This is a genomic window from Pseudomonas sp. TE36184 (assembly GCF_054060055.1).
On sequence record NZ_JBSSCU010000001.1, the window covers coordinates 5506602 to 5520865 of the forward strand.

Genomic DNA, 14264 nt, shown 5'->3' on the forward strand with positions numbered 1-14264 from the left:
AAGTCGATGGGCCGCGTGTAAACAGAAGCGGGGTGTCTGAACCGTTCATATGTCTGTTTCGGCCGAACCCTGGCGATGGTCGAGAAGTGTCTAGCCTGGGCCTGAGAACCTGCTCCATTTGTTTACCTGTACGGACAAACATCGTGGACGGGGTCGCTGATTTTGCTTAGGGTGTGGCCATTCGATATTACTGGCAAGGTGGTCTGCATGCAGCGCGAACAGTTCCTGGCGCAACCTGAAATTGAGTCCTTCATCGCATGGCTTGCAGCGAATTTGCCGACGCTGACCTTCAAGCTGCGCTTCAAGTCGAGCAAATTCGTGCCTGGCGGTTTGACGGCTGATGTCCAGGGCATCGAGCAGGTGCTGGGGCACTATCGCTGGAAGGCAAGCTGGCAGGATGCTCACCAATGCTCGGTGGATTCACGCACCTGGGCTGAAACCCAACGCTCTCTCGGGCAACTTCGCGAATGGCTGACGAGTGCGGTCAATCAGGGGAATGACCAGCAAGCGCTTCAGGCCTGCCTGCAGATTCTTCGTTGGGGCGGTGTGCGGGGCGCCATTCCGTTTTTGCACCGGCTGGCCGCAAACGGCAAGCTGTCGAGCTATCTGCAAAAGATGGCCGGGTTGATGTCGCTCGACGGCAAAAATGACCTGGATGATCTCGATGCGATCAGCGTCGAGCGTTTCGATGCGGGCCTGACCAAGATTCATGCGTTGTTTGATTCGTCGGGCTCCCCCATCTATGACAGCCGTGTCGGCGCAGCGATAGGCATGCTGTATTCACTGTTTCGCCAGCAATGGACCGGGAGCGGCAAACCCTTGCTGGCTTTCCCGTCCGGAGCCGCTCGTGGCAGCCAGATCCGCAACCCCGGAGCATTTTTGAACGGCCTGGCCGCGCCTCAGTTCTCTTCGATCAGCTATGAGACATGGGCCCGCTGGCAAGTGCGGTTGGGCTGGATTATCCGCGCCGTGCTCGAGCGCACCGGCTGGTTCGCCGAGCAAGGCGCGCTGCCTGCGCGGTGCCATGCGTTCGAGGCCAGCCTGTTTGTGCTTGGCTATGACCTGCGGTGCTTTGGGTGGACACCTAAGTCAGCCGTGCCGGTGGTTGACCTGCCGGAACCCGAAGAACGTGACAGCACGGGCTGGGTGCCGACGGGGAACCCTTTCAGTCAGGTCATCAACGACTATCTGCTGTTCCGTCGCCAGGGTGGAAAAAGCGATAAAGCCTCGTTCGTTGACTGGTTGTCGACTCATCCGCACCACGCGCGTCCGATCTCGCGGGCTACCGCTCAGGACTACTGTTTTGCGTTTTCGATGCAGGAGTTCGACCTCTTCGACCGCTCCCTTGAAGCGCTGGAGCGGATTGTCGCCGGTGGCGAGGACGGCTTGCGTGCCGTCTTGGCGAGCGAGGCGCTGGAGCCTTTCACCATGGGCGATGAGCGCGTCAGCGTGTGTCTGGTAGACGTCATGATCACGGGGCGGGCGTATCAGCGAGAGTCGACCGGTGACGCGCGCGTCGAGTCGATCTTGAGCGCCGGGTACGCCGGCACGAAAAACAGCGCAAACACACTGATGGCCCTGGGGCGCAACGTGGGCAAGCACTTCGGTCTGCTGGACGACAAGCATTTGCCTACGCCGCTCTTCGAGCGTTTCTTCGGTGCATGTTCGCTCGAGGCGTGACGCTCACGACGTTGTGTGGGGGGCGGCCGATCACTCTGTTTGAGCGCATCGATGATCGCGCCGAGCTTGGCCTCAGCGACTGGCACCTCTGCGTGCTGTTCGATGAGGCGCCGCCTCTCGATCCGTCCGGCTTGAATCAGCGCGACCTGGCGGGTGACACGCCGCTGGACATGGCTTACCGGCTGAACCGCAGCGGCCTGATCGACACGCTGGAGTCACTCGGCGCCCAGGGCAACCCGCAGATTCGCGGCTGGGCCGGCCTGGGCAGCTTCATGCCCCACGACAAATACATCCACCTGCCTGCGCGATACGGCAATGTCAAAACCCTGCAAGCCCGCTACCGCCTGGGTGCCAGCCTCAATGACCGCGATGGGCTGGGGAACACGCCACTGCATTGGCTGCTGCTCAATGGTCACTTGAAGGCCGCGCGGTACTTCATCGACCGCGCCATGACGTTCGGTCTTGATCTGGGCGCGAAGAATCACCAGGGCAATACGCTGCGCAATATTGCTCTGCTCAACGGCCAGCATGAACTGGCACAGCGCTTACTCGCGGCCGAGATCGACAATTGCCTGCGTGCGCTGCGCCTCTGGCAGGACATGCGCCTCAATCATGCATCAACCACGGTCTCAACTCTTTGAGATTGGTGACCACGATCTGCTGGGCCTCGGGGTTGGTCGCCTGGTTGCGCGGGTCGACCTGATAGCGGCGCAAGACGTACTTCACCAGTGCCTTGCGACTGGACACCACCAGTTGCCCGTCGGTCATGCCGAAGTCGGTTTCGATGATGGCCTGCTGCGCCGCGTTCAAGCGGCCATCGGGGGCGAAGATGATCGGCACTTCGGTATTCCAGTCTTCGTCCAGTTCCCGTGTGTTCTGCGACGCGTCGAGCAGGTCCGGCTCACCGCGCAGGCGGCTCAGCACAAAGTCGCGGTACTGCCGATTCTTCTCGCAGTAAGCGCGCACATGCCAGCGCATCCCGGTGTACACCAGGGTGTGAGGGGCAATCAGGCGGATTTCCACGTTCGGGGTATTGAGCGATACGTACTCGGTCTCCAGGCGCAGACCGTCGCGGCATGCCGCGAGCAAGGGGCGCAGGATCTCTGGCCGGATCGGCCGGTCCGGCACTTCGAGCACCTTGGTATGGGCATATGCCAGGGCCAGGCCTTCGATGTGCGGCGCCCGTTCATTGTTCTGGTAAAGCAGGTGCAGGTAGGCACTGGCGCTGTCATCGATGAACAGCGGCTTGAAGTGTTTGCTCGGTACATAGCCCTTGCGTTGCTTGTCATATGTCAAGTTTCGGGGCGCATGTTCATTGATGTAGGTATTGATGTCCTTGGAGGCTTGCTGGCGGCTGATGCCGAAGCTCTGGATCAAGTGCCCCGTGGTCAGGCGGCCTTCCCACCAGGCGACGGTCTCGATCAAACGATAGCGAAGTGCCAGGTCCCAGCGCACTTGTTCGATGGATTGCTTGCGTTTCATACCTGCTCCATGTGCGTGAATACTTTACCTGTATAAGTCTACATTCTAGACCTGTCGTAAATCACTACATATCGTGTCGCTGTCTTCGGAATATCTCGAAGGGATGGAAGGATGTGAACATGAGTATGTCGGAAGTGGTTTCGACGGGGGCATTGGCGGTGATGGGGATCATCCTGCTGGTGCTGGTACAGCATTGTTTGAAGTTGAGCGAGCTTTGGAAAATGCTTGCCCATTATCAGAAGGATCTGCGTTTGGCGCAGATCTTGGACATGGAAAACCGCGAGCTGCGGTCGGCGTTGCGCGCCGAGCGAGAACACGTCGCGCAGTTGCAGCGCAAGCTGGAATTGCTGCAAGCGCTGCTCCCGGTCACAGAATAATCCGCAGTATCGCCATCCAGGAGAACCCATTCATGCCGATAAAACCCAGACCCTTCACCTTTGTGTGTGAAGACTGCAAGTGGAAGAAAACCATTGCGCCGCGCAGTGACGCGCTGATGCCCGGCGACTGGTTCGCGAGCTGTCCGAAATGCGGAAGCACAGCCCTGAAAATGCGCGCGGCCGGTTGGCTGGAGGCAGCGCTGGCGGAGTGTGTGGCGCGGCGCTAGGCGTCGACAGCTACAGGCTGAACGCGTGGATCTTGTCGACGATCTGGCGTGAAGCCGTCCTGATTGCCGTTGCGGTATTGCCCGCGATATGCGGCGTCAGTTGTGCGTTGGCAATGCCTGCCAGCGGTGAGTTGAAGCGGTCCTTTTCTTGGGCAAAGGTATCGATGGCGACTGCTTTGATATGCCCGGGAAAGCGGGTCATGAACGCTGCCAGTTGGTCCTCGTCGACGATGCCACCGCGGGCGGTATTGATCAGGATCGAGCCCGGGCGCATCTGGCTGAACGCTGTACTGCCGAACAGGCCCCGTGTGAGCGGCGTGAGTGGTGTATGGATCGAGACGACATCGGCTTCGCCGAGCAACTGCGAGAGGGTTGGTCTTCGATCAAGCCCAAGGTCCCGTGCGACCTGATCGGTAAAGCGCTCCGAACCGGTGGCGATGACCTTGATGCCGAGTGCCCGCGCCTTGCGAGCGACCTGTTGGGCAATGCCGCCAGTGCCCACCAGCCCCAGCGTCAGCTCGGAGAACTCCTGGCCGGGAGGTAGGCTGCCCTTGGACCAGTGGCCTTTATGGGTTTCGGTGTTGTAGTGGCTGAGGTCCCTGGATAAAAACACCGCTTGGGCCACCACGTATTCAGCGACGGCCGTGGCGTTGGAACCTGGTGTGTTCAGTATCGTCACGCCAGTGCGCTCGGCCTCTTGCCGGTCGATGTGGTTAAGCCCCACGCCTGCCTGGGCGATGGCGCGCAACGGTGTTGCCAAGGCAGGGGAGGCGGCGGCGCTGATCAGTTCGCCATCGAGGGGGATGTTCAGGCGCGTCTTGAACACGCTGTAGCCCCCGGCCTGGATTACCGCCGCGATGAAGGCGGACTTGTCGTGGCAATTGATCTGGGCGTATTGAATGCGCTCGCCGTAGTGGTTCCTGATGCTGTCCTGGTCGGTGAAATAATGAAGGTTCAGGGTGACGGCCAGCCCCAGTTCAAGGAATCGGTCGATTTCCTCAAATAGCAGCGGCGGGCCAGGGGCGTCCAGTATCAGGGTGGTGAATGCCATGCGCGTGATCCTCTTGAAAGAGTGCCTGAGTCCCTCGGCCGCCTCGATGACGTCCTTGTTCGCATCCCACCATAGAGCGTGAAGCCGCGTTATTCACGTTCCAGGCATAACGGGAGCGTTGTCCGCGCTTCTGAGAGTGAGGCTCCTTTTGGCCGTAGCCGAAGCACTGCACTTCACACGCGTAGCAAAGACACTGTATCAGGGCGGTGTGCCACCTGGACGGTTGCGTGCGCTCAGCCGATCACCGTCTATACACCAGCGTATTGATACACCGTCGCGCTCCAATATTGGCTGCCATTGTGCTGTTGGCGGGTCCAACCGTCTGCGAGCAGGTGTTTGGCGATCATTCGATTCATCACGCCATGACCGAGCAGCAGAACCGGCCCTTCACCGGCGAGGGACTGCAGTCGTTGAGCGGCCGTGTTGGCGCGCAACCTTGCGGCGCCAGCGGATTCGATATTGCGTGAGTAACCGCACAGCCATAAGACCCGGAAGATAAATGCCCAGGTAAACGGCGATAGCCGGGGCAATCGCCAACGGCCATAAGGCAGTTGCGCTTCGCAGAAAAGCGCGTCGACGACAGCAGGCTTCAGCCCGAGCACCTCGACCGAGGTCAGCGCACGAGGCGCGCTGCTTGAAACAACCAGGGTGGCGGCTGCGGCGAGTTGCTGGCTGGCGTCCGGAGCCGGATGGCGGATGATTTCGGATTGGTTGTATTGCTCGATCCAGTCTTTCATCTCGAACATCGAGATTCTTTCGCGCGCGGCCATCTTGGGCTGGCCGTGACGCATCAGGATGATGGTTTTGCTCATCGTGTGTTTTCGTCCTTGTTTGGCTTAACCACGCCATGTTTCCGATACCACGCCACAGTGTCAGAAACAGTCTGCTCCAGCACTCGAAAACTCAGGCCAAGCTCCTGTTCGCTCTTGTGGTGGTTAAAACAGGTACGGTGCTCCTCTCGTATCAATAGGCGCAACGTCGCCATGCTCAGCAAAATAGGCTTGCCGGTAACGCGCGCGTAAACCTCCTGCACCGCCGCCAACAGGTACAGCGCGGGTACTGGCAGTTGCCGAACAGGGGTTTTGACGCCCGCGATACGCCCCAGCACAGGTACCAACTGGCGCATGGTCAAGTTGCGACCGGCCGCGAGGTAGCGCTCTCCTCGCCGCCCATGTTTGGCGGCGGCGATCTGGGCACATGCCACATCGCGGGCATCGACCACGGAGAAGGTGCCGGGGATCAGCCCGGGTAACTTGCCGTTGATCACGTCCTTGACCAATTGTCCGGAGGAAGTCGGGCCCATATCGCCCGGGCCCCACATCCAGCCGGGCAGCACCATGCAGGCATGCATTTGGGGATGGGTTTCAAGGAACGTCAAGACGACACGCTCGGCGAGGATCTTGCTGCGATAGTAGTCATCCGCATCGGCTTCGGCCCGCAGGCATGTCTCGTCGATAGAGGTGCCGGGGGCTCCGTCGAGCACGGCAATCGACGAGGTATGCACGAAGCGGCGGACCCCCGCGCGATAGGCCTGGTGAAGCAGGGCTTGCGTACCGGCGACATTGATCTTTTCGAGCGCTTCCCAGTGGCTGCCGCCCTTGTAGTTATCGCGAAAGAACGCTGCGGTATGAAACACCGTATCGCAGCCTTGCAACGATGTTGCGAACGCGTCGGTGTCGGCCATATCGCCAACGACCAGTTCCACGCTCGGCAGGTCGTTGAACTGCTGCTCACCCTTGGCCCGTGAGCGGACCAGGGCTTTGACGGCGTAGCCGTGTGCGACCAGTTCCCGCACCAGGTTGTTGCCCAGCAAGCCGGTTGCGCCAGTGACGAATGCGTTGCGCATGGGGTCCATAGTCATACATTTCATTCCAGTCGTTTCGAAGGCCGGTAGATATACCGTTGAGGCTGCGCCTGAAAAACAGCGACTACTGCATAATGGCTTTGCATATATGCAAACCCTGGAGGATGGGAGGTATGGCGTTGCAGGCAAATTGGGACGATCTTCGTCTGCTGTTGGCGGTCTCGCGGCGTGGCAGTTTTCTTCAAGCCGGCCAACTGCTGGGGATCGCGGCGTCTACCGTGTCCCGTCGCCTGACCCAGCTGGAAGCGGCCCTGGGTGAGCCGCTCGTTGAACGCGGCGTTGAAGGCTGCTGGTTGACCTCGCGGGGCCAAGCCCTGGTGGACGTCGCGGTGGCAGCAGAGGCGGGCTTGAGGCGTCAGACGGCGGCGGAGTTGTCCGGGGAACATGCAGCGCTATGTGGCAGCGTGCTGGTCAGTGCCGGCGAGGGGTTTTCTTCTTGTGTGCTGGACGCCGCGAGCCGGTTTACGGCCCTGCATCCGCGCTGTTCCGTGGAGTTACTGGTCGCCACCGACTTTCACAAGATCGTCCGCGGGGTGGCGGATATCGCCATACGCACAGCGCACCTGGGCGAGCCATCGTTGATTTATCGACCCATCGGCAAGCTCGCCTATGGCGTCTTCGCTGAGGCCGGGTACCTGAAGCGATCTCCCGGGGTGACCCTGGCTACGGCGGTCAACATCGCCTTGCTTCCTCCGCTGGATATGTTGCCTCAAATGCGTGCCGCAAAGGCTGCGGGCCTGGACCGTGCGCAAATCAGCGTGAACTCGTTCGCCGTCCAACTGGAGTCGGTGCGGCAAGGCATGGGCGTGGCTGTACTGCCGCGTATTCTGGCGAAGGGCCTGACGGAGTTGTTCCCGGAGCTGGAACTTCCAGAGATGGAGGTCTATCTGGTAACCCGGCCTCAGGCGTTGAAACAGGCGCACATCAGATGTTTCTTCGACATTCTGGAGCAGGTATTGCTCGAAGTCCTCTGCGTCGGCACGCATCAAAGGGCGAGCTGACAACGTCGTAGTGCGGATCGCGAAGAGGCACCGCTGATGGTTCTCGTCCGTTTCAGTCGATGAGTTGTCTTGACGGAACATTTCGCTCATCCAGGCGGTTACGTAACCTGATCCCAGGTAAATGCCGTGAAGGGATCGGTTATGAAGAGTGTTACTCGCGCCTCTTTGCGAGATGAGAATGATCATGTGCAGCGCCAACGCTCGCTGAGCGTTCTGGCGGTGCTCGTCGTGTTGTTTCTCGCGGCGATGGACAGTACTGCTGTCAGCACGGTACTGGCGCAGATCAATGCGCAAATGCAGGACGCGACGCTCTATCCCTGGGTGGTCTCAGGCTTCCTGCTACCCCTGGCACTCATTGCCCCGCTGGCTGGCGCACTGGCGGATCGGTTCGGGGTTTCGTCGATGATGAAGGTCAGCCTGCTGATCTTCATCGCCGCGTCGGCGCTGGTTGCCGCTAGCCAGAGCATGGTCATGCTGATTGCCGGCAGAGCGCTGCAAGGCGTCGGGGCGGGTGGCATCATCGTTCTTTCCTACTCGATGCTGGCGTCGCTCTTCGACGGGCCCAAGCGTGCCAGCATGCAGGGCATGCTCAGCAGTGTCTGGGGGCTGGCGGCTGTGTTGGGCCCGGTTGCCGGTACGGTGCTGGGCAACACCCTGAGTTGGCGCTGGGTATTCTGGCTCAATCTGCCGCTGGGCTGTTTGGCATTGGCGGTGTTGTGTTTCACACCTGCTATCGGTCGAGGTCAATCGACCAGGACGGTAGACCCGATAGCGCAGGGCCTTTTGGCCATTGCTGCTTGTGCGGGGCTGTTCATGTTGAGCAGTCAGCGTCTGGATATGATCCCATACCCGATAGCGACGCTGGCGTTTGTGGTGCTCATCAGTCTGGTCGCGCTGATAGCTCGCGTGCGTCAGGTACCTGCCGGTAGCCCAGTGCCGTTTGGTTTCTTTGAACGGCCTGCACTGGGAGCGGTCATGGCGTTGGTGGTGATCTCCAGTATCGGCTTGTACGCCACGGTCAGCGTGTTGCCAATTGCCCTGAGCCATTCGCCGGGCAGCGCATTGTCGACCGGCGGGCTGATCATGCTGGCCGCGTTGGGCTGGGTAGGCGGTGCCACCGTCTGTGGCAAGCGTCTGGCGAATGTCGGGTTCAAGTCCATGGCTATCGTTGGGATGGCCATGCTGATGCTCGGTTGTCTGGGGGTGGCTGCGGGGTTGCACTGCTCGCAGTGGCTGCTGATGGGCATCGGTCAGATTCTGGTCGGGCTGGGTATGGGCTTTACAGCCACAACGACCCTGGTACTCGCACAGAACAGCGCCCCGCCTGATCAGTTGGGAGCCTATACCTCCACGGTGCAGTTTCTGCGCAACCTTGGCGCGGCGTTTGGCGTCAATGCACTGGTGGCTGTTGCGTTGTACCTGCCGCCAGACCAGTCCTACCCGGACACGTTCCTGTTGCTTGGTCTTTTGATGGCACTCGGTTTACTCTTTGCCTTCAAGCTGCCTGCGCGCGGTGGACCGCAGAAAGGGTAAGCAGAGTCGCAATGAGTTTCGTCGACCTGGATCACACCGCACTGGTTGTTGAACGGCAGTTAACCAAGCTGCCCGAGGCGGAGCGTCATGCTCATCAACACCCCTTCGGGCAGTTTGTGTTAGTCAAAAACGGTGTGCTTCATGGCAACGCCATCGAGCAACGCTGGTTGCTCAAACCGGGAATGGCGGTCTGGATTCCGCCACAGACCTTGCACTCGGGCGAGGCGTATAACCCGGTGGACCTCACGGTCTTGTACCTTGACCCTGACCTGTGCAAACACATCTCCCCGAGCGTCAAGCTGATCGATGCATCCCCGCTGATCATCGCCCTGTGCGAGCGGTTGGCCGAGCAGGGCACTCGACCGCTTTGCGAACAACGGCGCGCCTGCATGTTGCAGTTGTTGTTCGAGGAGATCGAAGAGCGGGTGCCCAGCAACATGGTCCTGCCTTTGCCGAGCGACGCACGGCTCAAGCGTGTGGCCGAGCAACTGATCGCCAGGCCTGGGATGCGCAAGAGCCTGACCGAATGGGGGCACGAGGTAGGCGCTACGGAGCGGACGCTGGCGCGGCTGTTTCGCAAGGATACCGGATTGCGCTACACGGACTGGCACAACCGCCTGCTCCTCGTGGAGGCATACCGAGGCCTGGCAGGCGAACACTCCAACGAGACCCTGGCGCAGCACCTGGGATTTGCGTCGGGGGATTCCTTTGGTCATTGGTTTCGGCGCATCACCGGCAGCAGCCCAGGCAAGGTGCGTAGCTCTTTGCAGGTTGCCAGCGCGTAAGTGCGGCCGCTGGCCCCATGAGCCCGCGCCCCTGAAGGGCGCGCGCTCATTTCTCGCTTGACCGCTCAACGGGCAAAAAAACGAGGCGCGCAAGGCTCATCCGGCGATGTACAGCCCGCCGTTCACGTGCAGTACTTCGCCGGTCATGAAACTTGAGCCGTTGCTGCATAGAAAGGCGATCACCGAGGCGATTTCGCTCGGTTGACCCAGGCGTTTGAGCGGGGTCTGCTCCACCGAATCGCTGCCGCGGCTCGCGATCAGGTGCTGGGTCATCGGGGTTTCGATGATCCCGGGGGACACCGCGTTCACCCGGGTCTGCGGCCCCAACTCCCGCGCCAGAGCGCGGGTCAGGCTCAGTAGGCCGCCCTTGGAGGCGCCATAGTGCGCGTTAGAGAACGCCCCCCGATGTGCGGCCACCGAGGTTAGGTTGACGATTGCGCTGTTGGCACGCAGTACCGGGATTGCCCGCTGGCACAGGTAGAACACGCCGTCGAGGTTGATGCCCAGCGTTTGGCGCCATTGCTCATCGGTCATTTGGCGAATCGGCTGCGACTGGTACAAACCGGCCGATGGCACCAGGAAGTCGATGCCGCCGAAGCGTTCGACGGCCAGTTGCACAGCCTTGGCCGAATCGGCAGGGTCGGCCGCATTCATCCGTAGGGTGGCGACGCGCTCGCCGCTGGCGTCCAGTTCCCGGGCGAAATCCGCCAGGCCGTCGCCGTCCAGGTCGGCGAGCACCATCGAGGCGCCGTACTGATAGAACAGCCTTGCCACTTCGCGGCCGATGCCACCGTTGGCACCCGTCAGCAGCAGGACGCGATTGTTGAAATCGTACATGGTCGTTGTCTCCGAAAGAGTGCCTGGGTTCATGGGCCGAGAATGCGCGCCAGATGTTCGTGTTGCAGGTCAACGCCGAGAAAACGACAGATCTGCACGATCTGGCCATAGATCATGTGTTGCCCATGGTGAACGCGGCAGCCGCGCAGTCGAGCCGCGGCCAACAGGGGGGTGTCGCCGGCGCGCATCACGGCTTCGCAGACCAGGGCATCAGCCCGCAGAGTGCTGGGGTCCAGCGGCAGGGCATCGTCGTCCTTGAGGCCCAGGGAGGTGGCGTTGATGATCACGTCGAAGTCCTGCGCATTGCCGTCGCTGGTGCTTAGCTCGACCTTGGGGAACTGCGTTTTCAGGCGTTCCAACAGCGCTTCGGCGCGGGCAGGGGAGCGATTGTAGATCGCTAGCCGTGCCGGTTCCTGCCGGGCAATCGCTGCGGCGATCGACTTGCCGGCGCCCCCGGCGCCCACCAGCAGCACGCGTTTGCCTTCCAGCCTATGACCTTGCTGATGCAGCCCGGCGAGCATGCCTTCGCCGTCGAAGTTGCCACCGATCAAGCGGCCGCTCTCGGGGTCGATCCGCACCGCGTTGACCGAGCCGACCTGGCGTGCGGTCTCGGTCAGTTCGTCGCAGTATTCAACGATGCTTTCCTTGTACGGGATGGTCACTACCAGGCCGTGCAAATTGGCGATGCCGGATACGCCGAGCAGCACCTTGTGCAGGTTCGACCCTTGCACGTGCAGCGGCACGCAGACCAGGTCGAGGCCCTGGTTGGCAGCACTGTGGTTGATCACTTGCGGGGTTTTTACATGGGCGATCGGATCGGCAACGATGCCGATCAGTTGCGTCTGGCCACTGATGTGCATGGGAAACCTCAACGGTAGGAGTGGGTACGGGCGGTCGTGCCGAGGCGCTTCTCATAAAGAGCCGGGCCGAAAAAGGGATCGAGTGGAAGCTGGAATACCGCGGGGTGGGCGGTCGTGCCGAGGGCAGGAGGGGTGTCGGAGGTGCGGATCAATGAAGCCAATGCTTGTAACAGTGCGCTGATAGAACTCATGAGCAGTAACCTGTCTGACATATTTTATTGTTGTCTGACAGGATGGTAGAAGGCTTCGCTTTTCGGTGTCAAGGGTGCTGCCGGGAATCAGGCCTGCAGGTACATGTTCATCCGCTTGGCGGCATTGCGCAGATGGCGCTCGGCGGCTTCGCCGGCCAACACCGGATCACGGGCCTGGATGGCCTGGAAGATGGCCTGGTGCTCGTCCTGCACGTCCTGGATCAGCTCGTTGTAGATTTCGGCGGTGTTGCTGCGAGCTTCGCGAATCAGGCGCCGGACGCTGTGGTCGAGGTACTCGTTGAGCGATTTGAAATGCGGGTTGTGCGTGGCCGCGACAATCGCCTGGTGGAAGGCATAGTCTTCTTCGTCCCCCAGTTGATCATTGACCATGGCGTATTCCATACCAACCAGTGCCTGGCGAATCTTCTTCAGGTCTTCGGGGGTGTGGCGCAAGGCTGCCAGGCGTGTGGCGCCCACTTCAATGGTGATCAGGAATTCGAGGATATGCAGCAATGCGTCCCCTTCACCCAGCGAGACTGCTTTCAAGCGAAACGCATGGCGCTCGCCGCGCTTGGCGACGAAGGCACCCTTGCCTTGCTGAGTGGTGATCAGCTCTTCGAACTTGAGCTGCGACAAGGCTTCGCGCACCACCGCCCGGCTGACCGAAAACTGTTCGCACAGTTGCCGTTCGCTGGGCAGTTGATCGCCAGTGGCCAGCCGCCCGGATTGGATCTCGCCACTGAGCCAGTGAACGATTTCCATGGGCAGGGGCTGGTTGGGGTGCGCGTTGTCGCTTTTCATGGTTCGGTCCTCTGCCAGGGGGCAGCACGGGTGCGGGCATTGATGTGATGAGCTGTTGATAGTGACGGATTGAGCTGTGGTCTTACAAGTGTTTGAAAAAATAATCCAGGGTGGAGTTGTCTGTTTTAAAGGCCCGCAGGTGCATTTATAAAAAATAAATGCATAAATCGTGGTAGGAGTGCTTTGACTTCGCGGCAGGCTTGACGTAATTTTCGCCAACTGGTCAGACATGTACTTGCTGATGTACTACCAGATTGCAAATAACAATAAAAATTCGAGGTTTCCATGCACACCAAGACCACGCTGCGTCTGCTCACCCTCGGCACGACCCTGTTCGCCGGTATCGCCTGCGCTGATCCTTTGAAAGTGGCGTTGGTCGAGACCCTGTCGGGGCCGTCGGCCGCCACCGGGCAAATGTTCCGCGCCGCCACGCGTTTTCAGATCGAACGGCTGAATGCCGAGGGCGGTTGGAACGGCGAACCGATCCAGCTCCTCGAGTTCGACAGCCAGGGGACCCCCGCGGGCGCCTCCGAGAAACTCAAGGCCGCCATTGGCAGCGGCGCGCAAATGATTGTCCAAGGGGCTTCGTCAGTGGCTGCCGGGCAGATCACCGAAGACGTGCGCAAGTACAACCTGCGCAATAAGGGCAAGGAGGTGGTGTTCCTCAACGTCGGCGGTGAAGCGCTTGAACTGACCGGCAGCAAATGCCACTTCTATCACTTCCGTTTCAACGGTAACGCACCGATCCGGGTCAAGACCCTGGTCGCGGCAATGAAAGAGGCGGGCACCCTGGGCAGCAAAGTCTATTCCATGAACCAGAACTACAGCTGGGGCCAGGACATGGAAAAATCCATCACTGAAAACGCCGCGGCTGGCGGTTATCAGTTGGTGGGTAAAAGCCTGCACGACACGCAGAAGGTGCAGGATTTTTCGCCCTATATCGCTCGCATCCAGGCCTCCGGCGCAGAAACCGTGCTGACCGGCAACTGGGGCAACGACCTGTTGCTGCTGATGAAAGCCAGCCGCGCCGCCGGCCTGAAGCTGCGCTTCGGCACGGCCTTTCTCGATCAGCCGGGCAACCTCGCCAACGCCGGCGATGTCGCGCTGGGGCACTACGTTTCCCACCCGTTCAACATTGAGGCGGCGGGCGAGCAGGGCGAAAAATTTGCCAGCGAGTATCAGGCCAAGACCGGGCACCTGCCAGCCTACATCGAGCCACAGACGGTATTTGCCTTGCAGATGGTCGGCAATGTGCTGAAGAAGCTGCCGGCCGAAGATGGCCGTCTCAATACCCGCAGTTTCGCCCTGGCCCTGGAACAGGCCAGCGACCGCAACCCATTGGGTGACGTGCGGATGCGTGCCGAGGATCACCAACTGCTGATGCCGTTCGTGGTGTCGGTGGTGTCGAAGGAGGCGCGCTACAAGGTTGACGGCACCGACATGGGCTTTGTGCCGATCAAGTCGTTCAGTGCCGATCAAGCCGCAGCGCCTGTCCAGGATGCCTGCCGGATGCAACGACCCGAGTGACGCCGCCTGGCGTGCCGAGCGGCACGCCTTCCTGCCCATCGCGAACGC

At 60.6% G+C, this 14264-nt stretch carries 16 protein-coding genes; 8 read left to right on the forward strand and 8 right to left on the reverse strand.

Annotated elements, in window-relative coordinates; genetic code table 11:
• Positions 1-207: 207 nt before the first annotated feature.
• Both ACVWZP_RS24870 and ACVWZP_RS24875 read left to right on the forward strand, forming a co-directional pair.
• On the forward strand, positions 208-1680 hold the full coding sequence (locus tag ACVWZP_RS24870) for a hypothetical protein (protein ID WP_288076394.1): 1473 nt from the start codon (positions 208-210) through the stop codon (positions 1678-1680).
• Complete coding sequence (locus ACVWZP_RS24875) at positions 1662-2321, forward strand: ankyrin repeat domain-containing protein (protein ID WP_256822985.1); 660 nt, start codon at positions 1662-1664, stop codon at positions 2319-2321. The genes ACVWZP_RS24870 and ACVWZP_RS24875 overlap by 19 nt, the downstream gene beginning before the upstream one ends.
• Here the strand turns inward: ACVWZP_RS24875 and ACVWZP_RS24880 are convergent.
• Entirely contained in the window at positions 2287-3162 is an 876-nt protein-coding gene (locus tag ACVWZP_RS24880) for a WYL domain-containing protein (protein ID WP_017847330.1), read from the reverse strand. The two genes, ACVWZP_RS24875 and ACVWZP_RS24880, sit on opposite strands and share 35 nt — an antisense overlap.
• Before the next feature lie 119 nt (positions 3163-3281).
• Between ACVWZP_RS24880 and ACVWZP_RS24885 the strand changes: the two genes are divergently transcribed.
• On the forward strand, positions 3282-3539 hold the full coding sequence (locus ACVWZP_RS24885) for a hypothetical protein (protein WP_126587249.1): 258 nt from the start codon (positions 3282-3284) through the stop codon (positions 3537-3539).
• Positions 3540-3571: 32 nt separating this feature from the next.
• Positions 3572-3766: a hypothetical protein gene (locus ACVWZP_RS24890; RefSeq protein WP_046381997.1), complete on the forward strand. Its 195-nt coding sequence runs from the start codon at positions 3572-3574 to the stop codon at positions 3764-3766.
• A gap of 10 nt (positions 3767-3776) precedes the next feature.
• Here ACVWZP_RS24890 and ACVWZP_RS24895 read toward each other — a convergent pair whose 3' ends face one another.
• The 3 genes from ACVWZP_RS24895 to ACVWZP_RS24905 form a co-directional block, all read right to left on the reverse strand.
• On the reverse strand, positions 3777-4817 hold the full coding sequence (locus tag ACVWZP_RS24895) for an NAD(P)-dependent oxidoreductase (RefSeq protein WP_108525491.1): 1041 nt from the start codon (positions 4815-4817) through the stop codon (positions 3777-3779).
• A 248-nt stretch (positions 4818-5065) separates the two neighbouring features.
• Positions 5066-5629 (reverse strand): histidine phosphatase family protein, encoded by a 564-nt coding sequence (locus ACVWZP_RS24900; protein WP_457370218.1) that lies wholly within the window; start codon positions 5627-5629, stop codon positions 5066-5068.
• Complete coding sequence (locus ACVWZP_RS24905) at positions 5626-6663, reverse strand: SDR family oxidoreductase (RefSeq protein WP_108525573.1); 1038 nt, start codon at positions 6661-6663, stop codon at positions 5626-5628. Before ACVWZP_RS24905 ends, ACVWZP_RS24900 begins: the two co-directional genes overlap by 4 nt.
• A gap of 131 nt (positions 6664-6794) precedes the next feature.
• On the opposite strand from ACVWZP_RS24905, the gene ACVWZP_RS24910 reads away from it, so the two are divergent.
• From ACVWZP_RS24910 to ACVWZP_RS24920, 3 genes are all read left to right on the forward strand, one after another.
• A complete protein-coding gene (locus tag ACVWZP_RS24910) occupies positions 6795-7682 on the forward strand; it encodes a LysR family transcriptional regulator (protein ID WP_017847335.1) in 888 nt (295 codons plus the stop codon).
• 186 nt (positions 7683-7868) lie between these two features.
• The gene (locus ACVWZP_RS24915; RefSeq protein ID WP_235000067.1) at positions 7869-9215 is read left to right on the forward strand and encodes an MFS transporter; all 1347 of its coding nucleotides are present in this window, start codon (positions 7869-7871) and stop codon (positions 9213-9215) included.
• A gap of 11 nt (positions 9216-9226) precedes the next feature.
• Positions 9227-10000 carry an AraC family transcriptional regulator gene (locus ACVWZP_RS24920; RefSeq protein ID WP_046382001.1) on the forward strand — a complete coding sequence of 258 codons (774 nt, stop codon included), beginning with the start codon at positions 9227-9229 and terminating at the stop codon, positions 9998-10000.
• Positions 10001-10096: 96 nt separating this feature from the next.
• On the opposite strand, the gene ACVWZP_RS24925 is transcribed toward ACVWZP_RS24920, so the two are convergent.
• The 4 genes from ACVWZP_RS24925 to ACVWZP_RS24940 all read right to left on the reverse strand — a co-directional run bounded on the left by ACVWZP_RS24925 (position 10097) and on the right by ACVWZP_RS24940 (position 12689).
• Positions 10097-10837: an SDR family NAD(P)-dependent oxidoreductase gene (locus ACVWZP_RS24925; RefSeq protein ID WP_046382002.1), complete on the reverse strand. Its 741-nt coding sequence runs from the start codon at positions 10835-10837 to the stop codon at positions 10097-10099.
• A gap of 29 nt (positions 10838-10866) precedes the next feature.
• On the reverse strand, positions 10867-11697 hold the full coding sequence (locus ACVWZP_RS24930) for a shikimate dehydrogenase family protein (RefSeq protein WP_046382003.1): 831 nt from the start codon (positions 11695-11697) through the stop codon (positions 10867-10869).
• Positions 11698-11705: 8 nt separating this feature from the next.
• Complete coding sequence (locus ACVWZP_RS24935) at positions 11706-11888, reverse strand: hypothetical protein (protein WP_126587246.1); 183 nt, start codon at positions 11886-11888, stop codon at positions 11706-11708.
• A gap of 87 nt (positions 11889-11975) precedes the next feature.
• Complete coding sequence (locus ACVWZP_RS24940; RefSeq protein WP_046382004.1) at positions 11976-12689, reverse strand: FadR/GntR family transcriptional regulator; 714 nt, start codon at positions 12687-12689, stop codon at positions 11976-11978.
• 285 nt (positions 12690-12974) lie between these two features.
• Between ACVWZP_RS24940 and ACVWZP_RS24945 the strand changes: the two genes are divergently transcribed.
• Entirely contained in the window at positions 12975-14216 is a 1242-nt protein-coding gene (locus tag ACVWZP_RS24945; protein ID WP_079444747.1) for a branched-chain amino acid ABC transporter substrate-binding protein, read from the forward strand.
• Positions 14217-14264: the final 48 nt, after the last annotated feature.